At 61.5% G+C, this 24,728-nt stretch carries 25 protein-coding genes; 16 read left to right on the top strand and 9 right to left on the bottom strand.

Annotation, left to right across the window (positions count from 1 at the left end; translation table 11 throughout):
- Positions 1-25 precede the first annotated feature (25 nt).
- From ACR0J1_RS06235 to ACR0J1_RS06220, 4 genes are all read left to right on the top strand, one after another.
- The gene (locus ACR0J1_RS06235; protein WP_480731457.1) at positions 26-1,354 is read left to right on the top strand and encodes an amidase; all 1,329 of its coding nucleotides are present in this window, start codon (positions 26-28) and stop codon (positions 1,352-1,354) included.
- Between the two features lie 108 nt (positions 1,355-1,462).
- Complete coding sequence (locus ACR0J1_RS06230; protein WP_480731456.1) at positions 1,463-2,644, top strand: aminotransferase class I/II-fold pyridoxal phosphate-dependent enzyme; 1,182 nt, start codon at positions 1,463-1,465, stop codon at positions 2,642-2,644.
- 14 nt (positions 2,645-2,658) lie between these two features.
- Entirely contained in the window at positions 2,659-5,556 is a 2,898-nt protein-coding gene (locus ACR0J1_RS06225) for a DNA translocase FtsK (RefSeq protein ID WP_480731454.1), read from the top strand.
- Between the two features lie 39 nt (positions 5,557-5,595).
- On the top strand, positions 5,596-6,192 hold the full coding sequence (locus ACR0J1_RS06220) for a LolA family protein (protein WP_480731452.1): 597 nt from the start codon (positions 5,596-5,598) through the stop codon (positions 6,190-6,192).
- A gap of 10 nt (positions 6,193-6,202) precedes the next feature.
- Here ACR0J1_RS06220 and ACR0J1_RS06215 read toward each other — a convergent pair whose 3' ends face one another.
- Positions 6,203-6,784: a transglycosylase SLT domain-containing protein gene (locus tag ACR0J1_RS06215; RefSeq protein WP_480731451.1), complete on the bottom strand. Its 582-nt coding sequence runs from the start codon at positions 6,782-6,784 to the stop codon at positions 6,203-6,205.
- 60 nt (positions 6,785-6,844) lie between these two features.
- The gene (locus ACR0J1_RS06210) at positions 6,845-7,726 is read right to left on the bottom strand and encodes an AEC family transporter (protein ID WP_480731449.1); all 882 of its coding nucleotides are present in this window, start codon (positions 7,724-7,726) and stop codon (positions 6,845-6,847) included.
- 80 nt (positions 7,727-7,806) lie between these two features.
- On the opposite strand from ACR0J1_RS06210, the gene hspQ reads away from it, so the two are divergent.
- On the top strand, positions 7,807-8,133 hold the full coding sequence (gene hspQ / locus ACR0J1_RS06205; RefSeq protein ID WP_170398818.1) for a heat shock protein HspQ: 327 nt from the start codon (positions 7,807-7,809) through the stop codon (positions 8,131-8,133).
- A gap of 23 nt (positions 8,134-8,156) precedes the next feature.
- On the opposite strand, the gene ggt is transcribed toward hspQ, so the two are convergent.
- From ggt to ACR0J1_RS06190, 3 genes are all read right to left on the bottom strand, one after another.
- Positions 8,157-9,734 (bottom strand): gamma-glutamyltransferase, encoded by a 1,578-nt coding sequence (gene ggt, locus ACR0J1_RS06200; RefSeq protein WP_480731448.1) that lies wholly within the window; start codon positions 9,732-9,734, stop codon positions 8,157-8,159.
- 156 nt (positions 9,735-9,890) lie between these two features.
- Positions 9,891-10,397 carry an ATP-binding protein gene (locus ACR0J1_RS06195; RefSeq protein ID WP_480731446.1) on the bottom strand — a complete coding sequence of 169 codons (507 nt, stop codon included), beginning with the start codon at positions 10,395-10,397 and terminating at the stop codon, positions 9,891-9,893.
- Positions 10,398-10,416: 19 nt separating this feature from the next.
- A complete protein-coding gene (locus ACR0J1_RS06190) occupies positions 10,417-10,755 on the bottom strand; it encodes an STAS domain-containing protein (RefSeq protein ID WP_480731444.1) in 339 nt (112 codons plus the stop codon).
- 101 nt (positions 10,756-10,856) lie between these two features.
- Here ACR0J1_RS06190 and ACR0J1_RS06185 point away from each other — a divergent pair, with 101 nt between their 5' ends.
- Positions 10,857-12,029 (top strand): thiolase family protein, encoded by a 1,173-nt coding sequence (locus tag ACR0J1_RS06185; RefSeq protein ID WP_480731442.1) that lies wholly within the window; start codon positions 10,857-10,859, stop codon positions 12,027-12,029.
- A 96-nt stretch (positions 12,030-12,125) separates the two neighbouring features.
- Positions 12,126-12,578: a GAF domain-containing protein gene (locus ACR0J1_RS06180; RefSeq protein ID WP_480731441.1), complete on the top strand. Its 453-nt coding sequence runs from the start codon at positions 12,126-12,128 to the stop codon at positions 12,576-12,578.
- A gap of 60 nt (positions 12,579-12,638) precedes the next feature.
- On the opposite strand, the gene ACR0J1_RS06175 is transcribed toward ACR0J1_RS06180, so the two are convergent.
- Positions 12,639-12,908, bottom strand: a complete 270-nt coding sequence (locus ACR0J1_RS06175; RefSeq protein ID WP_480734509.1) for a DUF1294 domain-containing protein — start codon at positions 12,906-12,908, stop codon at positions 12,639-12,641.
- A 121-nt stretch (positions 12,909-13,029) separates the two neighbouring features.
- On the opposite strand from ACR0J1_RS06175, the gene ACR0J1_RS06170 reads away from it, so the two are divergent.
- From ACR0J1_RS06170 to rarD, 8 genes are all read left to right on the top strand, one after another.
- Positions 13,030-13,599: a helix-turn-helix domain-containing protein gene (locus ACR0J1_RS06170; RefSeq protein WP_480731438.1), complete on the top strand. Its 570-nt coding sequence runs from the start codon at positions 13,030-13,032 to the stop codon at positions 13,597-13,599.
- The gene (locus ACR0J1_RS06165; protein WP_480731436.1) at positions 13,599-14,222 is read left to right on the top strand and encodes a LysE family translocator; all 624 of its coding nucleotides are present in this window, start codon (positions 13,599-13,601) and stop codon (positions 14,220-14,222) included. The genes ACR0J1_RS06170 and ACR0J1_RS06165 overlap by 1 nt, the downstream gene beginning before the upstream one ends.
- A gap of 3 nt (positions 14,223-14,225) precedes the next feature.
- Positions 14,226-14,606: a GFA family protein gene (locus tag ACR0J1_RS06160; protein WP_480530604.1), complete on the top strand. Its 381-nt coding sequence runs from the start codon at positions 14,226-14,228 to the stop codon at positions 14,604-14,606.
- A gap of 15 nt (positions 14,607-14,621) precedes the next feature.
- Entirely contained in the window at positions 14,622-17,069 is a 2,448-nt protein-coding gene (locus ACR0J1_RS06155; RefSeq protein ID WP_480731434.1) for a GcvT family protein, read from the top strand.
- A 3-nt stretch (positions 17,070-17,072) separates the two neighbouring features.
- Positions 17,073-18,125, top strand: a complete 1,053-nt coding sequence (locus ACR0J1_RS06150; protein WP_480731432.1) for an alcohol dehydrogenase catalytic domain-containing protein — start codon at positions 17,073-17,075, stop codon at positions 18,123-18,125.
- 12 nt (positions 18,126-18,137) lie between these two features.
- Entirely contained in the window at positions 18,138-19,031 is an 894-nt protein-coding gene (locus tag ACR0J1_RS06145; protein WP_480731430.1) for a homocysteine S-methyltransferase family protein, read from the top strand.
- Between the two features lie 31 nt (positions 19,032-19,062).
- The gene (locus ACR0J1_RS06140) at positions 19,063-21,516 is read left to right on the top strand and encodes a GcvT family protein (RefSeq protein ID WP_480731429.1); all 2,454 of its coding nucleotides are present in this window, start codon (positions 19,063-19,065) and stop codon (positions 21,514-21,516) included.
- A gap of 264 nt (positions 21,517-21,780) precedes the next feature.
- Positions 21,781-22,686, top strand: coding sequence for an EamA family transporter RarD (gene rarD, locus ACR0J1_RS06135; RefSeq protein ID WP_480731427.1), 906 nt, complete (start codon positions 21,781-21,783; stop codon positions 22,684-22,686).
- Here the strand turns inward: rarD and ACR0J1_RS06130 are convergent.
- Together ACR0J1_RS06130 and ACR0J1_RS06125 are read right to left on the bottom strand one after the other, a co-directional pair.
- Positions 22,677-23,381 (bottom strand): SGNH/GDSL hydrolase family protein, encoded by a 705-nt coding sequence (locus tag ACR0J1_RS06130; protein ID WP_480731425.1) that lies wholly within the window; start codon positions 23,379-23,381, stop codon positions 22,677-22,679. The two genes, rarD and ACR0J1_RS06130, sit on opposite strands and share 10 nt — an antisense overlap.
- A gap of 2 nt (positions 23,382-23,383) precedes the next feature.
- Positions 23,384-23,794 (bottom strand): nuclear transport factor 2 family protein, encoded by a 411-nt coding sequence (locus tag ACR0J1_RS06125; RefSeq protein WP_480731424.1) that lies wholly within the window; start codon positions 23,792-23,794, stop codon positions 23,384-23,386.
- A gap of 97 nt (positions 23,795-23,891) precedes the next feature.
- Between ACR0J1_RS06125 and ACR0J1_RS06120 the strand changes: the two genes are divergently transcribed.
- Positions 23,892-24,539, top strand: a complete 648-nt coding sequence (locus ACR0J1_RS06120) for an RluA family pseudouridine synthase (RefSeq protein WP_480731423.1) — start codon at positions 23,892-23,894, stop codon at positions 24,537-24,539.
- Here the strand turns inward: ACR0J1_RS06120 and ACR0J1_RS06115 are convergent.
- Positions 24,536-24,721 (bottom strand): hypothetical protein, encoded by a 186-nt coding sequence (locus ACR0J1_RS06115; RefSeq protein ID WP_480731421.1) that lies wholly within the window; start codon positions 24,719-24,721, stop codon positions 24,536-24,538. The genes ACR0J1_RS06120 and ACR0J1_RS06115 overlap by 4 nt on opposite strands.
- Positions 24,722-24,728 lie beyond the last annotated feature (7 nt).

Here is a 24,728-nt window from a genome sequence, read left to right as displayed (position 1 = left end):
ACGGACTGAAACGGGAGGGGGCAGGATGCAAGACTGGCTGACCATGACGGCATGTGATCTGGGCCGTGGCATCGGAATGGGTCAGATCGATCCGGTCGAGTTGACCGAAACCTATCTAAGCGCCATCGACGCCCACCCGCACAGGGATCGCATCTATGCCCGCGTCACCCATGATCGCGCCCGTGCCGAGGCCCAAGCCGCGCAAGAGCGCGCCAAGCTTGGCTTGCGCCGGTCCTTGCTGGATGGCGTTCCGATCAGCTGGAAAGACCTGTTTGATACCGCGGGTGTCGGAACCGAAGCGGGCTCGGCCCTGCTGAAAGGGCGTGTGCCCGAGGCGGATGCACAGGTCCTGCGCAACGCAACCGCCATGGGCACGGTCTGTCTGGGCAAGACCCATATGAGCGAGCTGGCGTTCTCTGGTCTGGGCCTGAACCCCATCACGGCGACGCCGCCTTGTGTGAATGACGAAGACGCGGTGCCGGGGGGATCGTCCTCAGGCGCCGGGGCCTCGGTCGCGTGGGGTCTTGCGGCCTGCGGTATCGGGTCCGACACCGGCGGGTCGGTGCGGATTCCGTCGGCGTGGAACGATCTGGTGGGCCTGAAAACCACGGCGGGGCGCGTCAGCCTTGAGGGCGTCGTGCCGTTGTGCCTCAAATTTGATACGGTCGGACCCTTGGCGCGATCGGTCGAGGACGCCGCGCATATGCTGGCTGCACTGGAAGGCACGGCCCCGGCTGATCTGCGCGGGGCTTCGCTGCAAGGCCGCCGCTTTGCCGATTTGCAGAACGTGGCCAAGGACGATCTGCGCGAGGCTCCGGCCAAAGCCTATGACGGCGCGCTGGCGCGCCTGAAAGAGGCCGGGGCCGAGATTGTCCCACTTGAGGTGCCCGAACTGAACGATGCGATGGGCCTGTCGGGCGTACTTTATACCACCGAGGCCTATGGGTTGTGGCGCGACGTGATCGAAGCGAACCCCGAGGCGATGTATCCCGAAATCCTCGAACGGTTCCGCATGGGCAAAGGGTTCTCAGGCCCCGATTACGTGGCCGCATGGTCGAAACTGACCGCTTGCCGGCAGGCATGGGACGCTGCGACCGCAGGGTTTGACGCGGTTCTTGCGCCGACGGCCCCGATCCTGCCGCCCAATCTGGACCGGCTGATGAACGATCATGACTACTATATCACCGAGAATCTCTTGTCCTTGCGCAACACGCGGATCGGCAACCTGATGGGGCTTGCGGCGCTAACGCTGCCAACAGGCACACCCGGCTGCGGGCTGATGATGCTGGGCTATCCGGGGTCGGAAGAGGCGCTGTTGCGGGTGGGATCGGCGGCGGAGGCCGCTTTGACCTGAATGCCACAATCCCCTGATTCGGAACCTCTTTGTCTGGACGAAGCAGGGCACGATCTGTAATCTGCCAACAAACGGGGCGAAAAATGACCCCGATATTGAGGCAGTATCATGAATTTCCCCGAGCGGTTTTCGAACCTACCGGAATATGCATTCCCGCGTCTGCGCGCCCTGTTGGATCATCATCAGCCGGGCGGTGATGTCGTTCACATGACCATTGGCGAGCCCAAGCACGATTTCCCGCCTTGGGTGATCGATGTGATCATGGAAAATGCCGCCGGGTTTCAGGGCTATCCTCCGAACGAGGGCTCGCCCGCACTGCGCGGTGCAATCGCGGACTGGGTCAACCGCCGCTATGGCGTGTCGATGGATGCTGATACCAATGTGATGGCGCTGAACGGCACGCGCGAGGGGCTTTACAATGCCGCCATGGCGCTCTGCCCCGAGCAGAAGAACGGCCAGCAGCCGATCATCCTGTGCCCGAACCCGTTCTATCAGGTCTATATGGTCGCCTCGATCTCGGTGCAGGCACAGCCCTATTTTGTGCCTGCAACCGCTGCAACCGGCCATCTGCCGGATTATGCGGGCCTGCCCGAAGATGTGCTGAACCGCACCGCCGTTGCCTATATCTGTTCGCCCGCGAACCCGCAGGGGGCGGTCGCCTCGCGCGATTACTGGGCTGAACTGATCCAATTGGCCGAGAAATACGATTTCCGCATCTTTGCGGATGAATGCTATTCCGAGATCTATCGCGATACGGCCTCGGTCGGCGCGCTGACAGTTGCGCAGGAACTGGGTGCGGACCCCGAGCGCGTGACACTGTTCAACTCTTTGTCCAAGCGTTCCAATCTGGCCGGGCTGCGGTCGGGCCTGATCGCAGGCGGACCCGAGACGATCAGCCGGGTCAAACTGCTGCGCAGCTATGCGGGTGCGCCGCTGCCTGCCCCGTTGCAGGCCGCCGCCGCCAAGGTTTGGGCGGATGAGGCGCATGTGCAGGAAAACCGCGCGCTCTATCAGGAAAAATACGCCATCGCGGATGAGGTTTTCGCAGGCGTGCAGGGCTATATGCCCCCCGAGGCCGGTTTCTTCCTGTGGCTGCCGGTCGAAAACGGCGAAGAAACGGCATTGAAGCTTTGGCAAGAGACCGGGGTTCGGGTTCTTCCGGGGGCATATCTTTCTCAAGGTGATCCGGGGCAAAACCCGGGCGAGCAATTTATCCGGGTCGCCATGGTGGCCCCAAAAACAGAGATGAAGCGCGGGCTGATCACGCTACGCGACTGCATCTATTCGTGAGGTACGAGGGCAAAATGGCATCATTGAACGCGCGAAACCGTGATCCGTTACTGGACAGCACCACGCAGGCCGCCATCGAACGGCGCAGCAAGGAACTCATCGGGATCGCCCTGATCCTGTTGGGGCTCGCCGCTGCCGCGATGGTCTGGTCCTATACGCCGGATGATCCGAACTGGATGGTGTCAACCGACGCAGCCGTACAGAACTGGATGGGACGTGTGGGTGCCTCAATTGCCGCGCCGTTGTTCATGATTGTGGGCTGGGGCAGCTTCGGCGTGGCGCTGGTATTGGTCACATGGGGCGTGCGCTTTGCCGGTCATTTTGGCGAGGACCGCGCCATTGCCCGTCTGATTTTTGCTCCGATCTGGATTGCTGTTCTGGCGGTTTATGCCGCCACATTGGTGCCCGGAACCGAATGGCGTGCGACGCATAGCTATGGGTTGGGTGGCCTGTTTGGCGACACCGTGATGGGCGCCTTGCTGACGCTGCTGCCGATCTCGTCGCATTTTCTGGTCAAGCTGATGTCGCTGGCGATGGCGATTGGTATGCTGGCGTTGGGCGTGTTTGTGCTGGGCTTTACCAAAGCGGATGTGCGCAAGGGGTTCCGCGCCTTCCTGCTGGGCCTCGTCATGGCCTATGATCTGTTGATGAATGCCTTGGGCCGGGGCGCTTCGGCCACGGCGCAGGCGGCGCGGGATCGTCGTGCGCAATGGGCTGAACGCCGTGCCGAACGCGATGTGCCGCTACAGGCCGAGTTCGAGGACGATCTGGCCTATGCCGATCCGGTTTTCGAAGACCCGGAACTGGATGTGCCCGAACCCGAGGCCAAGCCGGGCTTTCTGGCAGGTGTGACCTCGCTGATCCGCCGTCCCGAACCGATGCCCGAGCCGGAACTGATCGACCCCGTCGCGGTCGAGGGCTATTATGATATGCCCAAAGAGGACCGCATCCGGTCCAAAATCTCGGCCGCTGTGCGCAACCGCAAGGTCGCCGCCGGAGAGATGGCCCCCGAGCCTGATCCGAACCTACCGCTGACCAAGGGGCGTGGACGCGGGCCTGATCCGTTGATCCTGAACGCGGGCGCGGCAGATGAATTGCCGCCAGAGCCCCCCGTGACCTCGTCGATGCTGCCGTCCGAGCCGCCGCTGACCGCGAGCCCAGAGGCGGATTGGCAGATGCAGCAGGACTATGTGACAGAGCCTGATTATGCTGAGCCTGACTATGACGACGAGGCTGTGTTTGAGGAGCCCACCCCGCAGCCGCTTCAGGCCGTGAAAATCCCTGTTGCCGAGCCGCGCAAACCGGTTGTTGCTCAGCCGGTGCGCCGCGCACCCCCTCCATCGCGCCGCGCACAGGCCGAGGCGCAGCCCGCGTTGTCGTTCGAGGATAAGCACTCCGATTTTGAACTGCCCCCGCTGGGCCTGCTGTCCAACCCGGCCAGCATTCAGCGTCATCATCTGAGCGATGAGGCTTTGGAAGAAAACGCCAGGATGTTGGAAAACGTGCTGGATGACTATGGTGTGAAGGGCGAGATCGTCAGCGTGCGCCCCGGCCCGGTGGTCACCATGTATGAACTGGAGCCCGCGCCGGGTCTGAAGGCCAGCCGTGTGATTGGTCTGGCCGACGACATTGCACGGTCCATGTCAGCGCTGTCGGCGCGGGTTTCGACCCTGCCGGGCCGTTCGGTCATCGGGATCGAACTACCGAACGAAAACCGTGAGATGGTGGTGCTGCGCGAAATCCTTGCCAGCCGTGACTTTGGTGACGGCAACCATGCGCTGCCGCTGGCGCTGGGCAAGGATATCGGCGGTGAGTCCGTTGTGGCGAACCTCGCGAAAATGCCCCACCTGCTGATCGCCGGTACGACTGGTTCCGGTAAATCGGTGGCGATCAACACGATGATCTTGTCGCTGCTCTATAAGTTGACGCCCGATGAGTGCCGCCTGATCATGATCGACCCCAAGATGCTGGAACTGTCCGTCTATGACGGCATCCCGCATCTACTCTCACCCGTTGTGACCGACCCGAAAAAGGCGGTCGTGGCCTTGAAATGGGTCGTGGGCGAGATGGAAGATCGCTACCGCAAGATGTCCAAAATGGGCGTGCGCAACATCGCGGGCTACAATGGTCGCGTGAAAGACGCGCTGGCCAAGGGCGAGATGTTCAGCCGCACGGTCCAGACCGGCTTTGATGACGAAACCGGTGAACCGATGTTCGAGACCGAGGAATTCGCACCCGAAGCGATGCCCTATATCGTCGTCATTGTCGACGAAATGGCCGACCTGATGATGGTCGCGGGCAAGGAAATCGAGGCCTGTATCCAGCGTCTGGCACAGATGGCGCGGGCTTCGGGTATTCACCTGATCATGGCCACGCAGCGCCCCTCGGTCGATGTGATCACCGGTACGATCAAGGCAAACTTCCCGACCCGGATTTCGTTCCAGGTGACTTCGAAAGTCGACAGCCGGACCATTCTGGGCGAGATGGGCGCCGAGCAACTGCTGGGGCAGGGCGACATGCTGTATATGGCGGGCGGTGCCAAGATCACCCGTTGCCACGGGCCCTTCGTTTCGGACGAAGAGGTCGAGGAAATCGTCAACCACCTGAAACAGTTCGGCCCGCCGGATTACATGAGCGGTGTTGTCGATGGCCCGGCTGAGGAAAAGGCCGATAATATCGACGCTGTTCTGGGCCTGAACACGGGTGGCAATACCAATGGCGAGGATGCTCTGTACGATCAGGCGGTGGCGATTGTGATCAAGGATCGCAAATGTTCGACCTCGTATATCCAGCGGAAACTTGCCATCGGCTATAACAAAGCTGCGCGGCTTGTTGAGCAGATGGAAGAGGAAGGCGTTGTTTCCGGGGCAAATCATGTCGGCAAACGCGAAATCCTCGTCCCTGAGCAATAGGATATTTAATAACAAGGGCAGAACGCTTATCTGGGTCTCATGAAACAGATTGCTTTTGCCCTTGCTCTGACACTGGCCGCACCCGCCGCATGGGCGGCTGACAAGCTGCCACTGTCACAGATATCCAACTATCTGAACCAGTTGAAAACGGTTCAGACCACGTTCACCCAGGTGAATGACGATGGCTCTCTGAGTACTGGAAAGCTGTGGCTGCAGCGACCGGGCAAGATGCGGTTTGAATACGATCCGCCCAATGATGCGGTGGTGCTGGCGCGGGCCGGAACCGTCCAGATTTTTGATCCAAAATCCAACCAACCGCCCGAGCAGTACCCGCTGCGGCGCACTCCTCTGTCGCTGGTGCTGGCGCGGAATGTGAACCTGTCGCAGGCCAATATGGTGGTGGGCCATGATTTTGACGGCACCGCGACTGTAGTGACGGCGCAGGACCCGAAGAACCCGGAAAACGGGCGGATCGAACTGATGTTTACCGCCGACCCGGTTGAGCTGCGCAAATGGGTGATCCACGACAATGCGGGCAGTCAGACGACCGTGCTGCTGGGCCCACTGACCGAGGGCGGCAACCTCGATCAGAACGTGTTCTCCAGCAGAACCCGGATCGGGTCAGCCAATCGCTGACCCGACAAGATCAGTAACGACAATTGGCCAGTTGCGCCTGATAAAGCTGCGCGCGCGAGTCCACATCATTTGCCACGTTCAGCAGCCATGATTTGCTGTTGTAGCTGCCGCGCGCGAACCCGGTATGGCCTTCGTGATAGGCCAGATACTGGTTGCGCGTGTCTGCAGGGTGAATACCGTTACGTTCGTAACTTTTGTTCATGTACCAGCCGATGAAATCCGAGGCATCGCGGATTCGATCCCGCTTGGCGCGGCGTTTGCCGGTTTCGCGCTGATACTCTTCCCATGTGCCATCAAGCGCCTGACCATAACCATAGGCGCTGCTCTGACGGCCCATCGGAATTACGCCCAGCACGTATTTATGCGGGGTACGCGCATCGTGGCGATAGCGGCTTTCCTGATAGATCGTGGCCATCTGAACGTGAACGGGGACACCCCATTTGCGTTCCGTACTTTTGAAGGCCTTGATATAGTCGGGTTTTTCGCGCGCAATGCTGCACGCGTCATTCAATCTGCTGGGCGGTTGCTTCGACCCGCCCCCACAGGATGCCAAAAGCAGCACCCCGAAGAGTACGAAAAGAATTCTGCTCATGTGCCTCGTGCCTTTTTTCTTTATTCTAACGCAGATTGAGCTCTGAGGAAATCACAATCGTTACAGAATAATAGCAAGAATTAGAGGCAAAGCGGCCACCGACAGCACGGTCGAGACCATGACCATGCCCGCAACCGCGTCGGCATCTGCGTCGAACCGTTCAGCCAGCAGGTATGAGGTGACGGCGACAGGCGAACAGATTTGCACGACCATTACGCCAAACGCTACGGGTCCAAGCCCGAACCCGATGGCAAGGGCCCAGCCCAACCCGAAACAGACCGCCAGTTTTAGCAGTGACAGCCAGATCGCTTGTTGCAGCTTCTGTGTGGTCAGCCGGGCGATGGCCACACCCACCGTGATCAGCATCATCGGGATTGCCATCTGCCCCAGCAGGTCCAGCGTATTGGTCAGGAACAGGGGTGTCTGCCACCCTTGCCACAGGAACAAAGCCCCCAACAGGGTGGCCCAGACCATCGGCTCGCGCAGGACCTTGCCAAAGGCCCCACGTCCGGCGACCAGATAGATGCCGAAGGTGAACGAAAACAGGGCCGTCACGGCCAGAAAAATCACTGCATAGCCCAGCCCGGCCTGCCCAAAGGCAAAGAGGCACAACGGCAGGCCAAGATTGCCGGTATTCCCGAAGATAAGTGGGGCCAGATAGGTGCGCTGCTCCAGCCCGGTGATGCGCACAAAGATCCAGAACACGGCGGCCAGGGCCACATGCGCCGCAATGGCTGCAAGTGTAAACAGCGTCAAATCTCCGCCTGGAATGTCGGTTTGCATCAACGCCACGAAGATCAGGCTGGGCACCGCCAGCGTCACTGCAAGGCGGGTGACGAACTCCAGCCGGTATTCGAAACCCAGCTTCACCCAAGCGTAGCCGATGCCAGCCAAGAGGAACACCGGAGCTACGATTTCGAACACTGTCAGTAGAAGGTTCACAGACTGTTTCCCCGAATTTCAGCTCAATGATTGGCTTTTTTGCCCGAAAAGATGTACTAACCTCTTTGGGGGCTGAAACAATGTTAAAGACACAAGCCAAGTACCGTCTGGGACAGGTGGTTCGACACCGACGACATCCTTTTCGAGGGGTGATTTTTGATGTTGATCCGGAATTTTCGAACTCTGAGGAATGGTATCAGGCCATCCCCGAAGACAGTCGACCGCTGAAGGATCAGCCGTTCTACCACCTGCTGGCGGAGAACGATCAATCCTTCTATGTTGCTTATGTTTCAGAACAAAATCTGGTCGAGGACCAGTCTGGTGAACCCGTCGACCATCCCGATATTCCCAATATGTTCGGACCGTTTCAGGACGGATCCTATCCGCTGCATTTCCAGCTGAACTGATTTGTGCCGCGTGGTCGCGGCATTCAATACCCAAGGGCGCACCCATCTTTACGCGGATCGCTTGCCCCTTCCAGAACCCCGGTGTCGGAGATTCGGATGGCCTGCGCTCCACCCAGGGGTGTTTCCGGTATCTCAATGGTGTGGCCAAGATCGGTCAATTGTTGCTTAACCGCATCGGAATAGCCGCGCTCCAATTTCAGGACCCCGTTATCGGCGAAGGCACGCGGCGCATCGACCGCCGCCTGCAGGCCCATGTCGAAGTCCAGCAGGTTTGAAACCAGTCGTGTGTGCCCGGTCGGTTGATAGGCTCCGCCCATCACGCCAAAGGGCATCCACAACCGACCGTTTCGCCGCAACATGCCCGGGATGATCGTGTGCATCGGCCGCTTGCCACCGCCCAGTTCATTCGGATGCCCGGGCTCCAGCGTGAACCCCGCGCCGCGGTTTTGCAGCAGGATGCCGAACTTGTCGGATGCGATCCCCGAGCCGAACCCGTGATAGATCGAATAGATCAGCGACACGGCCATGCGATCCCGGTCGACCACGGTGATATAGACGGTGTCCTTATGCACGTTTTCGGTCAGCGGCGCGGCGGCGGGCAGGGCGCGGTCCCGACTGATCAGCGCTGCAAGTCTTGCTGCCGTTTCGGGGGCCAGAAAATGCTCCATCCGGTGGGTGTGGTCGGGGTCGGCGATGAACCGGTCGCGCGCGTCATAAGCAAGTTTGGTGGCCTCGGCCTCGATATGGGCGCGTTCCGCTCCGTATGGGTCCATTTGGGACAGATCGAAATGCTTCAGAATGTTCAGCAGAAGGATCGCGGTGGCCCCTTGTCCGTTTGGCGGATGTTCGATCAGTTCGATGCCCTTATAATCGCCGCTGATCGGTGTTGTCTCGTCACTCTGAACGGCCTCGAAATCCTGCATCTCATGCACACCGCCAAGGCGGGTCAGCGCGGTCAGCATGTCTTCGGCAATCTCGCCAGAATAGAAGGCCTCGCGCCCGTGGCGGGCGATGCGGCGCAGCACCTCGGCTTGTCCGGGGGATCGAAACACCTGACCGATCTGAAGCGGCTTGCCGTCGGCCAGATAATGGTCGCGGCCCGCGCCCTGCAGCGTGCCCGCCCCGTTTTTCCAGTCGAGTGCGACGCGGGGCGCAACCGGTACGCCGGCATCGGCATAGTGAATGGCCGGTTGCAGCAGCGCATCAAGCCCCAGCCGCCCCTCGGTTTGGGCCAGCCGGCAAAAGGCATCGACCGCGCCGGGCAACGTTACCGCATCTGGGCTATTCAGAGGCATCGCCTCAAGACCCCTGTCCCGTAGGATTTGCGCATCGGCACCTGCCGCTGCACGACCTGACCCATTCAGGGCGCGGATATCATCGTTCCCTGCACGATTGTACAAAACGAAGCAATCACCGCCCAGGCCGGTCATCTGCGGCTCACAAATTCCGAGCAATACCGCCCCGGCGATGGCGGCGTCCATCGCGTTGCCGCCTCTTTGCAGAATATCCAGCGCCGTCTTGGCCGCCAGCGGATGTGACGTTGCGCACATGCCCTCGGTTGCAAGAACTTCGGACCGGCCCGGTCTGTGCAAGTCGCGCATGGCATTCCCCTTTGTCATGAACAGGCAGACAGTAAGCCGCCGCAAGGGATTGTCCAATGTTTTCAGGGGGGGAGGTCCTCGGCGCCGTTCACTGGGTGGGGGCTGTGACGTAAGGCGCCGAGGGAAGCTATCTGAGCTACCCTTTCTTTCTGACCTTCATTTGCGGCGCGACAATGGTTCGATCTGGGCGTTATTGTGACCATTTAATGCCTGGTGCGAAGATTCCGAAAAATCGAACCGCAGGCACAAAAGGTTGCAGCCGTCTTGCCGCTCATACTGAATGTCACTGACCAACTGACGGATCAGAAACCAGCCAAACCCACCCTCTGGCAGGTCCTGCGGGTCTGCGCTCAGCGGTGCCGGCACCCCTTCGGGTGCGCGCAGGTCGGGCATTGGTCGCCCGGTGTCGCGGATTCGGATGACCAATTTGCTCTGACACAGGTGGCAATCGATCCGGATGTTGGCGGCGGCGGTTCCGGCATACGCGTGTTCCACCACATTATTGATCGCTTCGGCCAGCGCGATCTTGACGTCATCGGATTTCTCAACCGGCAGGCCCTGCGCCGCGAGCCGGTCGCTCAGCGCGACGATACCGGCGCTGGCGCTTGCTGCGGTTGCAGGAAAGCTCAGCTCCAGACAATCATGTTCTTTCTTCGGGGCCACGCGGGTTCACTCCTGCCAGTTAATGGCCCGTATCGGCAATGGCATCGTCCAGCGAAGCAAACAGGCGAAAGACAGTATCCATCCGCGTCAGTCGGAACACTTTTTCCACGATCGGATGCAACCCCGCCAAATCTAGACGCCGCCCGTCCCCCAGCTGTTTCATCGAGGCCACGATGGCCCCCAGGCCGCTGGAATCGATGAACTCGACCGAGGTCAGGTCCAGTACGACCCGCGGCGCATCGGTCTGGGTTTCGGCACGCATGTCGTCCTTGAACTGTATCGCCATTGCCGCGTCGATCCGGTCGCAATGAACCGAGATCACCTGCGTATCCCCCGTCGTGCTGCTGCTCAGCCCCATGCTCAATCGTTCCCTGCATTGAAACAAAGTCGTAGAAATACGCTAGACGGCAATTCTTACCATTCGGTATCCAAGGGTAGAGAAATACAAGGAGCCGTCAGATGAAAGAAGTTGTGATCGCAGGGGCCGCCCGCACGCCGATGGGTGGGTTTCAGGGCATGTTCGACGGTGTCGAGGCGGCTCAGCTTGGCGGTGCCGCGATTCGTGCCGCCATGCAGGGGGCCGGGCTGCAGACCGTTGACGAGGTGCTGATGGGCTGCGTTCTGCCCGCGGGGCAGGGGCAGGCCCCCGCCCGTCAGGCCGGTTTTGCTGCCGGTCTGGGCGAAGAGGTGCCCGCCACCACGCTCAACAAAATGTGCGGTTCGGGGATGAAGGCGGCGATGATCGGCTTCGACCAGATCGCGCTGGGCCATGCCGAAACGATGATCGCGGGCGGGATGGAGAGCATGACAAACGCCCCCTACCTGCTGCCGAAAATGCGCGGCGGCGCGCGGATTGGTCATGGGCAGGTCATCGACCATATGTTTCTGGATGGGCTCGAGGACGCCTATGACAAAGGCCGCTTGATGGGCACCTTCGCCGAGGATTGCGCCGAGGCTTACCAGTTCACGCGTGAAGCGCAGGACGAATACGCGCTGCAGTCGCTGTCAAACGCTCTAGCCGCGCAGGACGGGGCCGCCTTTGATCACGAGATCACGCCGGTCACAGTCCGGACTCGCAAGGGCGAGGTTATTCTGGACGCAGACGAGCAACCCAAATCCGCGCGACCCGACAAGATCCCCACGCTGAAACCGGCCTTCCGCAAGGATGGAACCGTGACTGCGGCCAATTCCTCGTCGATCTCGGACGGGGCGGCGGCTCTGGTTCTGGCCTCTGCCGATGCGGCCGAGGCACAGGGTCTTACCGTCCGCGCCCGCATCCTGGGCCATGCCAGCCACGCGCAGGCCCCGGGCCTGTTTACCACTGCCCCGGTCCCGGCAGCGCAGAAACTGCTGGCCCGCATCGGCTGGACAGCAGACGATGTCGACCTGTGGGAGGTCAACGAGGCCTTTGCGGTCGTACCCATGGCCTTCATGCACGAAATGGGCCTGCCCCGCGACAAGGTCAACGTCAATGGCGGGGCCTGCGCGCTGGGCCACCCCATCGGGGCCTCAGGCGCGCGGATCATGGTGACGTTGCTGAACGCACTGGAAAAACGAAACCTCAAACGCGGGGTAGCGGCCATCTGCATCGGCGGCGGCGAAGGCACCGCCATCGCCATCGAACGCATTTGACCCTTCATCTTTTTCCAAATACTCCGGGGGTGAATTGAGCCAGCGGCTCAAGAGGGGGCGGCGCCCCCCGACCCCTGCAAACCAAAAAGCACTGCCATGACCGTAGACTACGACACGCTCGCCAAAACCATCGCCGCCCTGACTGAAGGCGAGACCGACCCGATTGCGCTTATGGCTACCGTCACCTGCGAGGTGCACCACGCCGATGATCGCTTTGACTGGACGGGCTTTTATCGGGTGACGGAACCGGGGCTGCTCAAGATCGGGCCGTATCAGGGCGGACATGGTTGTCTGGTCATTCCCTTCGACCGGGGCGTCTGCGGGGCCGCGGCGCGCACGGGGCAGGTGCAACTGGTGCCAGACGTAGAGGCCTTTCCGGGGCACATCGCCTGCGCCACATCAACCCGGTCGGAACTGGTGCTGCCGGTGCGGGATGCCACGGGACACGTGATCGCGGTCTTCGATATCGACAGCGATCAGCCCGATGCATTCACAGAGCAGGATGCCCGCCGGTTGGATGAGATTCTGACGCAGGTCTTTGGCGGTTAGGCGGCGGTGCAGTAAGCTGGCTGTGGTGTTCGCGAGGTCCCGCGCAATCGGTTCCGTTTGTTACTGCCAGAGAACCGGCCCTTGTGTCATCAGCAAGACGCACCCGCCGATCTGCGCGCCTGTGATAGCAAACAGCCAGATCCCAAATCTGCGTTTGCGGGTCTTGTGATTGAAAATCCAGCGCCCCAGTACTGCGCCGGGACTACCGCCAAGGGCGGCCAGCCATAACAGCCGCCGTTCCGGGATGCGCCGCTTTCGGCGGCGCGCACGCAGCTTGTCCCAACCAAAGACAAGCAAAGTCAGGGCGTTGAGTGCCCAGAGATAGATCACCGCAATCCACATGCCATCTGCATATCCAAGATGAATTACTCGCCCAAGTGAAAAAATCCTTGGAGATTTCACCGATTCGCGTCATCGTGAAAAATAAGACAAAATTTTCACGAGAGTCGATGTGAACAGCCAAGCCCCCTACAGCGCCACCCTCGGTGCCGATATCCGCGCCCTGCGCAAGGCGCGCGGGCTGACGCTGTCGGAAATCGCGGCCCGGCTCGACCGGTCTGTGGGCTGGCTCAGCCAGGTCGAACGCGACCTGTCTGACCCCTCGATTTCGGACCTGAAGCAGATCTCGGACTGTCTGGGTGTGCCGATGTCGATGCTGTTCGGCCATTCCGCTGCGCCCGCCGCCGAGCAGGGCTACGTGGTGCGCGCCGGGTCGCGGCGCCCGATGGGCTCGGGCGATGAAGGGCTGATTGAGGAATTGCTCTCGCCCGATCTGACGGATGATTTCGAGGTGGTGCATTCGACGTTTCAGCCCGGGTCTCGTCTGAAAACGCCAACCAAGCGCCCCACGCAAGAGCTGGGTTATATGCTGTCCGGCAAGCTGGACCTGACGATCGGTGACAGGTCCTTTACCGTTGGCCCCGGCGACAGCTTTCGTATCCGGCATGAAACCCATCACTGGGCCAACCCCTATGACGCGCCAGCCGTGGCCGTCTGGGTCATCGCCCCACCGGTGTATTGATGAGCATCGAGGCCTGGACCCTGTTCGCCGTGTTCTGGGTGGTGTTTGTGACCACCCCGGGGCCGAATGCGGTCAACTGCATCTCGAACGGCATGAGCTTGCCATTGCCCAAAGCGATGCTGGGCGTTCTTGCGATCCTGACGCAGGCAAGCGCCTTCCTGATCCTGTCGGCGCTGGGCATCACGGCGCTGATTGCAGCCTCGCCCACCGGGTTCTTCATCGCCAAATTAATTGGGGCCGGGTTTCTGATCTGGATGGGTGTCCGCGGCTGGATGAATGCCAGCAAACCCGCACCGGCCTCGGAACGCCCGGCGCGGCATGTTTATCTGCACGCGCTGGCCGTTGCCACGATCAATCCCAAAAGCGTCGCGGGATATCTGGCCGCCTTTTCGCAATTCGTTCAGCCGGACGTGCCGATCTGGCAGCAGATGACCGTGATCATGCCGACCGCACTGGCCATCACCACGCTCAGCTATTCGGGCTTTACGCTGCTGGGGGCGCTGATGGGCAAGGCAGCGCTGGGCGCTGTGTTCAACATCTGGGTCCGCCGCGTCATGGCGGCCTGTTTCATCATCTACGGCGTGTTGCTGGGCACCAGCACCGCGCCCGCAACTCGGGGGTAAGACATGCATACCGGTTCCTGCCTGTGCGGCTCGGTCGCCTATGAGATCGACGGAGACCTGACCCAGCCCGCCGCCTGCCACTGTGGCCAGTGCCGCAGGCAGTCGGGGCACCTCTGGGCCTCGTCCGTCACGCATCAGGACAACCTGAGCTTCACCGCCAGCGAGACGCTGAGCTGGTTCCGTGCGTCGGACATTGCCCGGCGCGGCTTTTGCAACGCCTGCGGTTCGTTCCTGTTTTGGCAGCATAATGATGAGGACACGATTGCCGTCTCGGCCGGGTCGCTGGACGAACCCACGGGGCTGAAGCTGGCCCAGCATATCTTTGTGGCCGACAAGGGCGATTACTACGACATCAAGGACGACCTGCCCCAGCGGGCAGATTGACGGGGGATCAGACGCATGAGTGACTTTCCAACCAAGGCCCGTGTGGTCATAATCGGCGGCGGCGTTGTGGGCTGTTCGTCCCTGTATCATCTGGCCAAGAAGGGCTGGACCGACTGCGTTCTGCTGGAAAAGAACGAACTGACCGCCGGGTCCACATGGCACGCGGCGGGGAATGTGCCGACCTTTTCGACCTCATGGGCGATCATGAACATGCAGCGCTATTCGACCGAGCTGTATGCGCGGCTGGCGGATGAGGTCGACTATCCGATGAACTACCATGTCTCGGGGTCGATCCGTCTGGCCCATAGTGCCGAGCGGACGCAGGAGTTTCAGCACGCCTGCTCCATGGGCCGCTATCAGGGCATCGCGATGAAGATGTGGACGCCGGACGAGGCCAAAGAGCGCTATCCGTTTTTGGAAACCCACGACCTTGAGGGCGTGCTGTATGATCCGACCGATGGCGACATCGACCCGGCGCAGTTGACACAGGCGCTGGCCAAGGGCGCGCGCGATCTGGGGCAGAAGATCATCCGCTTCTGCCCGGCGACGGGTGTGACGCAGCACGACGATGGCACATGGACGGTCCATACGGAAAAGGGCGACATCGCCTGTGATTATGTGGTCAACGCGGCCGGATATTATGCGCAGCGCGTCGGCGAATGGTTCAAGCCCTATGGCGGACGCACCGTGCCTGCGATGGTGATGAGTCATCAATACCTGCTGACCGATGAGATCCCCGAGGTCGAAGCGTGGAGCAAGGAAAACGGTGGCAAGCTGCCTCTGCTGCGCGACGTGGATGTGTCCTATTACCTGCGGCAGGAGAAGAACGGCTTCAACCTTGGCCCCTATGAGCCCAACTGCAGGGGTCATTGGATGACCGAAGATGACCCGATGCCCGACGATTTCAGTTTCCAACTGTGGAACGACGATCTGGACCGCATCGAGGATATTGTCACCGACGCGATGGAGCGTGTGCCGCTGATGGCGACCTCGGGCGTTGGCCGTGTGATCAACGGGCCGATCCCTTACGCGCCGGACGGGCTGCCTCTGATCGGCCCGATGCCGGGTGTGAGGAATGCGTTCGAGGCCCACACTTTCACCTTCGGCATTGCGCAGGGCGGTGGCGCGGGCAAGGTGCTGGCCGAATGGATCGTTGATGGCGCGACCGAATGGGATATGTGGGCCGTCGATCCGCGCCGTTACACCGACTACACCGATCAGGATTACTGCAACCAGAAGGGCATGGAGGTCTATGGCAACGAATACGCCATGCACTTCCCCCACCACGAATGGCCTGCTGCGCGGGATAAGAAGCTGTCTCCGGTGCATGACAAAGTCAGGGCGCTGGGTGGTGTGATGGGTGTCTATAACGGTTGGGAACGTGCCAACTGGTTTGCGCAGCCGGGCGATGATACCGCGCTGGATGCAACGCACACATGGGGCCGGTCCGGCCCGTGGGAGCAGCGGATCAGGGAAGAATGTGAGGCCGTGCGTGACGCGTGTGGCGTGCTCGACCTGCCGGGATTTTCGCGCTTCATGGTGCAGGGCGCAGGGGCCGCCGAGGCGCTGCGCGGGTTGGTTACGGGTGGTCTGCCCAAGGTGGGCCGGATCAATCTGGTCTATATCTCGGACGACCGGGGCCGCATCCTGACCGAGATGTCCTGCCTACGTCTGGGCGAGGACGAATTCGTCATGATCACCGCCGCGACAGCCCAATGGCATGACCGTGACATCCTGCGGGCTGCCATGCCCGCCAGTGTCAGCGTTCAGGACGTCACCACCACCCGCGACACGCTGATCGTCACCGGCCCGAAATCGCGCGACATCCTGTCTGGCCTGACGGATGCGGACCTCTCGTCGGGGTGGCTGACCCATCAGTCCGCCACCGTCGCCGGGCGACCCGCCCACCTGATCCGCGTGTCCTTTGCAGGAGAGCTGGGGTGGGAAGTTCACGCCCTGAACGACGACATGCCTGCGGTCTATGACGCGATCCTCGACGCTGGGGCGAAACCGTTTGGCATGTATGCCCTCAACTCGCTGCGCATCGAAAAGGGCTATCGCGCGTGGAAGGGCGACCTGTCGACCGATTACTCTCTGCTGGAGGGCGGGCTGGAACGTTTCGTCAAACTGGACAAACCGCAGGATTTCCCCGGCAAGGCGGCGATCTTGGGCGAAAAGCAGCGGGGCGTGAAGAAATCCTTCGTCACCCTGACCGTGGATGCGGGCGATTGCGACGCGCCCTATATGTCCTGCATCTGGCAAAATGGCGAGATCGTGGGCGAGACGACCTCGGGCGCGTGGGGCTATCGCGTGGGCAAGTCCATCGCGCTGGGCATGATCAGGGCGGAACTGGCCCAGCCGGGCACCGCGCTTGAGGTCGAGATCTACGGCCAGAAATACCCCGCCACGGTGCAAGAGGATCAACCCCTTTGGGATCCGGCCAACGAGCGGCTGCGGGCCTGAGCCATGGCTGCTGGGCGCGTTATGCACGGCGTCTATCTGACCTGCCACGGGGGGCCGGATGCGCTGGAATGGCGCGAGGATATCCCGGTGCCGCAACCCGGCCCCGGTCAAGTTCTGGTGCGCGTGGCGGCTGCGGGTGTTAACAACACCGACATCAACACACGCATTGGCTGGTATTCCCCGGACGTGACCGGTGCGACCGACGCGGTCGATCAGGATGTGACAGCGGGTGGCTGGGGTGGTGCGTTGGTGTTTCCGCGTATTCAGGGCGGCGATCTGTGCGGGATTGTCGAAACAGCCGGGCCCGAAACCGGTTTCGCGCCGGGCCAGCGCGTGACCTGTCCGATCAACCTGCCGCGCCCATATCCCGGCAATCCGCGCGGGTTTATCGCCTTGGGGTCCGAGATTGACGGGGCCTTTGCGCAATACTGCCTGCTGGATGCGGATGATCTGTATGACGTGACGGCCTCACCGCTGTCGGATGAGGAAATCGCCGCCATCCCCTGCGCCTTTGGCACCGCCGAGAACCTGCTGACCCGCGCGGGCGTGACCGCAGGACACAAGGTTCTGATCACAGGCGCGTCGGGCGGCGTGGGTCTGGCCGCGGTCCAGCTGGCCATCCTGCGCGGCGCAGCGGTCTGCGGCGTCACGGGGGCGGCCAAGGCTGACGTGGTGAAAGCGCAGGGTGCGGTCGCAACCTATGATCGGGACGCCCCGCTGCCACCAGACACCTTCGACGCGGTGATTGATGTAGTGGGCGGCCCGGCATGGCCCGACCTGATCCGGGCACTCAAATCGGGCGGGCAATACGCCGTGTCGGGGGCCATCGCAGGACCGATCGTCAGCGCCGATCTGCGCGACATCTACCTGCGCGACATCACGATTCACGGCTGCACCCATCAGCCGCCCGAGGTCTTCGGTTGCCTTGTCACCCTGATAAACGAAGGCCGGATCAGACCTCTGATTTCCAGCACCTTTCCGCTGCGCGGCATCGCCCGCGCGCAAGAGGTGTTTCAGTCGAAAACCCTGCCCGGAAAACTGGTCCTGATACCCTGAGGAGACGACCTGATGGCGGATATCACACTTCTGGACGGCTCGGTCGGGCAGGAACTGGTCAAACGCAGCGATCAGCGACCGACTGCGCTGTGGTCAACACGGGTGATGATGGATCGGCCCGATCTGGTGCGGCAGGTGCATGCCGACTACTTCCGGGCCGGCGCCACCGTGGCCACGACCAACACCTACGCCGTGCACCGCTCTCGTCTGGTCCGCGAAGGGATCGAAGATCAGCTGAACCCACTGATCGACGCCGCCTTGACGCAGGCCGAGCGGGCGCGGGCGGGAACGACGGGCCGCATCGCCGGTGCGCTTGGGCCGCTTCTAGCCTCGTACCGCCCAGACCTGAACCCCGACCCCGAGGAGGCCGCCGCGAAATTTGCCGAACTGGTCGGCATGATGGCCGACCGCGTCGACCTGTTCTTGATCGAAACGGTCTCATCCCTGCAAGAAGCCGAAGGCGCGCTGCGCGGCACCCAAGACTGCGGCAAGCCGGTCTGGCTGGCCCTGTCGGTGATGGACGACGATGGCACCCGATTGCGCTCGGGCGAGGCCGTGGGCGACGTTGCGCCGCTGATCGCGCGGTTTGCGCCCGGCGCGGTGCTCATCAACTGCTCGCGCCCCGAGGCGATTCCTGCGGCGCTAGACGTCATCGCCGACTTTGGTCTGCCGTATGGGGCCTATGCCAACGGCTTCACCGGCATCTCCGTCGGTTTCCTGCGGGATGCCCCGACGGTCGACGCGCTGCAGCAACGCCATGACCTGACCCCCGACGCCTATGCAAGCCACGCTATGCGCTGGGTCGAACACGGGGCAACAATCGTCGGTGGCTGCTGCGAGGTCGGCCCCGAGCATATCGAAACCCTCGCCCAAAAGCTGCGGGCCGCCGGACATCGGATCGTCTGAGCGCACATCATGAAACATCGGAGATATCAGAATGGTTGACCTTCCCTCCAAAGCCCGCGTGGTCATCATCGGCGGCGGCGTGATCGGCTGCTCGGTCGCCTATCACCTGACCAAGAAAGGCTGGACCGATGTGGTGCTGCTGGAGCGTAAGCAGCTGACCAGCGGCACGACGTGGCACGCCGCCGGTTTGATCGGGCAATTGCGCGCCTCATCCAATATGACAAAGCTGGCGCGCTACTCGGCCGAGCTGTATCTGGGACTGGAAGAAGAGACCGGAGTGGCCACCGGGCTGCGCCAGGTCGGATCGATTTCGGTCGCGCTGACCAGCGAGCGTCTGGAAGAGCTTAATAGAAACGCCGCGATGGCCCGTGCTTTCGGTGTGCCGGTCGAGGAACTGTCACCTGCCGAGGTAAAAGAGCGCTACGCGCATATCAATCTTGAGGGTGTGACGGGCGGTGTCTGGTTGCCAACGGACGGGCAGGGCGATCCGGCTAATATCGCGCTGGCCTTGGCCAAGGGCGCCCGCCAGCGTGGTGCGGTCGTGCGCGAACGGGTCAAGGTCTCGGGCATCGCCAGATCGGGCCGCCGTGTGACGGGGGTGGACTGGGTCTCGGACGATGGCAGCGCCCGTGGCCATATCGACTGTGACATGGTGGTGAACTGCGCTGGCATGTGGGGGCACGAGGTCGGTCGGATGGCGGGCGTAAATGTCCCTCTGCACGCCTGCGAGCATTTTTATATCGTGACCGAAGGCATTGATGGGCTGGGCCAAATGCCAGTGTTGCGGGTGCCCGACGAATGCGCCTATTACAAAGAGGATGCGGGTAAAATTCTGCTGGGCGCGTTTGAACCCAACGCCAAGCCCTGGGCGATGAACGGTATCCCCGACAGTTTCGAGTTTGACCAACTGCCCGAGGATTTCGACCACTTTGAGCCGATCCTCGAAGCCGCCTGCAACCGAATGCCGATGCTGGCCGAGGCGGGGATTCATACCTTCTTCAACGGCCCCGAAAGCTTTACGCCCGACGATGCCTATCACCTTGGCCTCGCGCCCGAGATGGACAATGTCTGGACCGCAGCCGGTTTCAACTCGATCGGCATCCAATCCGCCGGAGGGGCGGGCATGGCGTTGGCCGAATGGATGGATGCAGGCGAGAAGCCGTTCGATCTGGGCGATGTGGACATCGCGCGGATGCAGCCGTTTCAGGGCAACAGGCAGTACTTGTTTGAACGGTCGAAAGAGACATTGGGCCTGCTCTACGCCGACCACTACCCATATCGTCAGAAAGCCACCGCCCGCGGTGTGCGCCGGACGCCGTTCCACCATCACCTGCAGGAACAAGGTGCGGTTTTTGGCGAACTGGCAGGCTGGGAACGCGCCAACTGGTTCGCCGAACCGGGGCAGGCGCGCGAATACCGCTATAGCTGGAAACGCCAGAACTGGTTCGAAAACACGGCGGCGGAACACCGCGCGGTGCGGGAAAATGTGGGCATGTACGATATGTCCTCATTCGGTAAAATCCGGGTCGAGGGGCCGGATGCGCAGGCCTTCCTGAACTATGTCGGCGGCGGGGATTTCGCCGTGCCGGTGGGCAAGATCGTCTATACCCAGTTCCTCAACCGCGCAGGCGGGATCGAGGCCGACGTAACCGTCACCCGCCTATCCGAGATCGCCTATCTGGTCGTCACCCCCGCCGCGACACGTCTGGCGGACCAAACCTGGATGCAGCGCCACGTGGGTGATTTCCGCGTTGTCCTCACCGATGTGACAGCGGCCGAAGGCGTTCTGGCCGTCATGGGGCCGAACGCGAGGACGTTGCTGCAGAAAGTATCGCCCAACGATTTCTCGAATGCGGTGAATCCGTTCGGCACCGCGCAGGAAATCGAGATCGGCATGGGGCTGGCCCGCGCCCATCGTGTGACCTATGTGGGAGAGCTGGGGTGGGAGATCTATGTCTCAACCGACATGGCGGGCCACGTGTTCGAAACGCTGCACACAGCAGGGCAGGATATGGGGCTGAAACTGTGCGGGATGCACATGATGGACAGTTGCCGGATCGAAAAGGGCTTTCGTCATTTCGGCCATGACATCACCTGCGAAGACCACGTGATCGATGCCGGGTTGGGTTTTGCGGTCAAGCCCGACAAGGGGTGTGATTTCATCGGACGCGACGCGGTGATCGCGCGCAAAGACAGCGGCCCCCAGAGCCGTCTGGTGCAGTTCCGACTGACCGACCCCGAGCCGCTGCTGTATCACAACGAGCCGATCGTGCGGGACGGGGAATATGTCGGCTATCTCAGTTCCGGCAACTATGGGCACACGCTGGGTGGTGCGATCGGCATGGGCTATGTCCCGTGCGCTGGTGAAACGGCGGCCAGTGTTTTGGCGTCCGCCTACGAGATTGATGTGTGTGGCGTCAAAGTGCGCGCCGAGACCTCGCTGAAGCCGATGTATGATCCGAAATCCGAACGGGTTAAGATCTGAGAACAGAGGATGGGGGCTCTGCCCCCGCCGCGGCAAGCCGCGTCTCCCCCGGGATATTTAGAGCCAGATGAAGCAGGGGATCCACTCTTCATCTGGCCAAAAATATCCCGGAGCGCGAGGCAGAGCCTCGCAAAGAGTCGGCTGATCGTCATGTGTACGCTGGTTGTTGATGTATCAGGGATCGTGATGGCGGATGTCACAGAATAAGAGGTTTGTCAGTGCGCAACATTGCCTTAGACAGGGGCGTTGCCCTTGGAGAAGCCCATGACTGCGCGCGACATTGCTGATCGGAATATGGATTCACCCAAGGGGTTGGCTCTTGCTGTGACGGCCTATGTGCTGTGGGGGTTCCTTCCGCTTTACATGAAAGCCGTGGCGCATATCGGCCCTGTCGAGATCGTGGCGCATCGCGTCATTTGGTCGGTTCCGGTGGCGGGGCTGTTGCTGATTGCTCTGGGGCGGACAGCCGATCTAAAGGCAGCGTTGCGCAATCCGCAGATGTTGGGGATGGCGGCGCTGACTGCGGCGCTGATCTCGGTAAATTGGGCGATTTACGTTTGGGCGATTTCTTCAGGCAACGCTTTGGATGCAGCCCTAGGATACTACATCAACCCGCTGTTCAGCATTGCATTGGGCGCGGTTTTGTTGCGCGAACCTTTAACCAAAACGCAGATGCTGGCCGTTGGTCTAGCTGCGTTGGGCGTGCTGGTGTTGGTGGTGCAGGCAGGCAGCCTGCCGTGGGCTGCGCTGGGGTTGATGGTGAGTTGGGGGTTTTATGCCTTCTTCAAACGCTCGCTACCGATCGGGCCCAATCAGGGTTTCTTGCTGGAGGTTTTGATCCTGCTGGTTCCCGCGTTGACCTATGTGACGTGGCTGGGGGCAACTGGCTCGGGGCATTTCGGTGTCGCAATGTCCGATACCATGTTGCTGGCAGGCGCGGGGATCGTGACTGCGGTGCCCCTGTTGGTCTATGCAAACGGGGCCAAGCTGGTGCGGCTGTCAACGATGGGCATCCTGCAATACATCGCTCCGACGATGATATTCATCACCGCCGTAACCTTGTTCGGTGAGAAGATCGACAGCGCAAGAATGATTGCCTTCCCCCTGATCTGGGCTGGGCTGGTGGTCTATTCGATCCCGATGATCCGGCAGATCCGGTCTCAGGCCTGAAGGATCAGACGCGCGGCCTCGTCTGCCCAGAGCGCGTAGGTTTTGGGACTGGGGTGATAGCCATCCGGGGCAGCGAGCGCCGGGTCATCCGGCAAATCCAGCGTCAGATGACGTGCTTGCGGGAAGCGGCTTGCAACCTGCTGTAATCCTTGATCCAGCCGCTTGGCCTGTTGGCCCAGCACCCACGATAAGGGCTGGGGCAGGGCGGGGAAGCGGTTCATCTGGGGCACTGCGGTCGCGATCACTTTGCGCGCGCCGAAGCTATCGGTCAGTAGGGTCAGCAGCTCTGCCTGCTGCGTCGCGAATTGCCGGGCCGAGACCGCGCGGGTGACGTCATTCACGCCGAGTGCTGTGACGACAGCATCAAACTCCATATCCAGTTTTTGAAGCCGATCAAGCGTATCTCGCGTCGTGTGCCCGGTGGTGGCCTCTAGCCGCCATTCGACGGAATAGTGTTTTGCCAACCGGCGGGCCAAATGACCCGACAGGGCTTGGTGCTGCGTGCCTGCCCCGACCCCGGCGGCAGAGCTGTCTCCGGCGATCAGCAGGCGCAGGCGGGGACCACGGCCTTCACGCCCCTCGCGGGGGCCAATGGGTTCGGGGAGGAAACGCGCGTTGCGGCGCACAGAAAGGCCTTGCAGGGCCAGTACGGGCAGCAGGGGGACGCGAACAAGTTGATCGGCAGCGATTGGCATGGTCAGCTCAGCGCGTCCTTGAACTGCAGGAGCCGGGCATCGTTCATGACGCGGGCCATCATGGCCTCGCGCAGCGCTCCGATGGTCTTATAAGGGCGCATGACCACCTCGAAGTCCTGGATCTGACCGTCTTCGTCCAGCGTGATCAGATCGACGCCCACCGCATCCAGCTCACCCACCTTGCATTGGAATTCCAATGCCCAGTCGTTGCCCTCACCCATCACACGTCGATAGCGGAAATCCGAGAACACCTGACCCACATGGCCCAGAACCGCCGCAACCGGTGCACGCCCGGTCCAAGTGCTGTAATAGGTCGGGGGCGAGAACCGCACGTCTTCGGCCAGCAGGTCTTGGATCAGGCTTTCATCGCCTTTGGCGACAACCTCTTGCATACGTTGGATCGTGGGATGCATGTGTCCTCCTGTCTGTTGGGGCAACAGTTGCTGAACCCGGCCGCATCAGGCAAGGACGACGTTGCGGGAGGTTGCGGGCTGCGATAGGCAGGCGCGCATGAGCGAGACCTATGATCCCCCGCAGACGCCTCTGGACGTTCTGCATGAAGACACACAGCTGATCGTGGTGAACAAACCCTCGGGGCTGTTGTCGGTGCCGGGGCGGGGGGCGCATCTGGCCGATTGTCTGCTAACCCGGGTGCAGGCGGCATTTCCGCAGGCTCTACTGGTGCATCGGCTGGATCGGGATACATCGGGCGTCATGGTCTTTGCTCAGACGCCTCACGCTCAGCGGCATTTGGGTTTGCAGTTCGAGAACCGTCAGACCCGCAAAACCTACGTTGCCCGTGTCTGGGGGCGGCCGAAGGACAAGACGGGCACGGTTGATCTGCCGCTGATCGTCGACTGGCCCAATCGCCCGCGGCAGATGGTGTGCCATGAGACGGGCAAACCAGCCGTCACCGAATGGCGTGTGGTGAAGTACGAGGGTGAGACGACGCGTGTACGACTGTTTCCCAAAACCGGGCGCTCGCATCAGTTGCGCGTGCATATGCTGGCGCTGGGCCATCCTATTCTGGGTGACCCGTTTTATGCCGAGGGCGCGGCGCGGGACTTTCCGCGCCTGATGCTGCATTCGGAAGAACTGCGTCTGAAGAACCCCGAAGGGGGCGTTTCAATGAAATTCCGCGCCAAGGCGGATTTCTAGGCGGTTCGGGTCCAAAACACCTTCAGATTGCCCAGCGAGAACCGCCGGGCGCGCCGTTTTGGGGCGCAGGGTTGTCGGGCGGCCATGATCTCGCGCTCGATCTCGAACCCGCGCAGATGGTGGTCTTGTGCCCAGCGGTCCAGTTTCAGGGTCATCAGAACGTGATGGTCTCGGCTTGGCATGATGGGC

It is taken from the genome of Ruegeria sp. CJ3 (assembly GCF_056536725.1).
The sequence above is the reverse complement of the archived record's forward strand: the minus strand, read 5'-3'. Positions and strand labels throughout refer to the sequence as shown.

What these genes read in the sequence shown, in the direction of transcription:
- ACR0J1_RS06235 (WP_480731457.1), top strand. Translation starts at nt 26, where the DNA reads ATGCAAGACTGGCTGACCATGACGGCATGTGATCTGGGCCGTGGCATC.
- ACR0J1_RS06230 (WP_480731456.1), top strand. Translation starts at nt 1,463, where the DNA reads ATGAATTTCCCCGAGCGGTTTTCGAACCTACCGGAATATGCATTCCCG.
- ACR0J1_RS06225 (WP_480731454.1), top strand. Translation starts at nt 2,659, where the DNA reads ATGGCATCATTGAACGCGCGAAACCGTGATCCGTTACTGGACAGCACC.
- ACR0J1_RS06220 (WP_480731452.1), top strand. Translation starts at nt 5,596, where the DNA reads ATGAAACAGATTGCTTTTGCCCTTGCTCTGACACTGGCCGCACCCGCC.
- ACR0J1_RS06215 (WP_480731451.1), bottom strand. Translation starts at nt 6,784, where the DNA reads ATGAGCAGAATTCTTTTCGTACTCTTCGGGGTGCTGCTTTTGGCATCC.
- hspQ (WP_170398818.1), top strand. Translation starts at nt 7,807, where the DNA reads ATGTTAAAGACACAAGCCAAGTACCGTCTGGGACAGGTGGTTCGACAC.
- ggt (WP_480731448.1), bottom strand. Translation starts at nt 9,734, where the DNA reads ATGCGCGACTTGCACAGACCGGGCCGGTCCGAAGTTCTTGCAACCGAG.
- ACR0J1_RS06190 (WP_480731444.1), bottom strand. Translation starts at nt 10,755, where the DNA reads ATGGGGCTGAGCAGCAGCACGACGGGGGATACGCAGGTGATCTCGGTT.
- ACR0J1_RS06185 (WP_480731442.1), top strand. Translation starts at nt 10,857, where the DNA reads ATGAAAGAAGTTGTGATCGCAGGGGCCGCCCGCACGCCGATGGGTGGG.
- ACR0J1_RS06180 (WP_480731441.1), top strand. Translation starts at nt 12,126, where the DNA reads ATGACCGTAGACTACGACACGCTCGCCAAAACCATCGCCGCCCTGACT.
- ACR0J1_RS06165 (WP_480731436.1), top strand. Translation starts at nt 13,599, where the DNA reads ATGAGCATCGAGGCCTGGACCCTGTTCGCCGTGTTCTGGGTGGTGTTT.
- ACR0J1_RS06160 (WP_480530604.1), top strand. Translation starts at nt 14,226, where the DNA reads ATGCATACCGGTTCCTGCCTGTGCGGCTCGGTCGCCTATGAGATCGAC.
- ACR0J1_RS06155 (WP_480731434.1), top strand. Translation starts at nt 14,622, where the DNA reads ATGAGTGACTTTCCAACCAAGGCCCGTGTGGTCATAATCGGCGGCGGC.
- ACR0J1_RS06150 (WP_480731432.1), top strand. Translation starts at nt 17,073, where the DNA reads ATGGCTGCTGGGCGCGTTATGCACGGCGTCTATCTGACCTGCCACGGG.
- ACR0J1_RS06145 (WP_480731430.1), top strand. Translation starts at nt 18,138, where the DNA reads ATGGCGGATATCACACTTCTGGACGGCTCGGTCGGGCAGGAACTGGTC.
- ACR0J1_RS06140 (WP_480731429.1), top strand. Translation starts at nt 19,063, where the DNA reads ATGGTTGACCTTCCCTCCAAAGCCCGCGTGGTCATCATCGGCGGCGGC.
- rarD (WP_480731427.1), top strand. Translation starts at nt 21,781, where the DNA reads ATGACTGCGCGCGACATTGCTGATCGGAATATGGATTCACCCAAGGGG.
- ACR0J1_RS06130 (WP_480731425.1), bottom strand. Translation starts at nt 23,381, where the DNA reads ATGCCAATCGCTGCCGATCAACTTGTTCGCGTCCCCCTGCTGCCCGTA.
- ACR0J1_RS06125 (WP_480731424.1), bottom strand. Translation starts at nt 23,794, where the DNA reads ATGCATCCCACGATCCAACGTATGCAAGAGGTTGTCGCCAAAGGCGAT.
- ACR0J1_RS06120 (WP_480731423.1), top strand. Translation starts at nt 23,892, where the DNA reads ATGAGCGAGACCTATGATCCCCCGCAGACGCCTCTGGACGTTCTGCAT.
- ACR0J1_RS06115 (WP_480731421.1), bottom strand. Translation starts at nt 24,721, where the DNA reads ATGCCAAGCCGAGACCATCACGTTCTGATGACCCTGAAACTGGACCGC.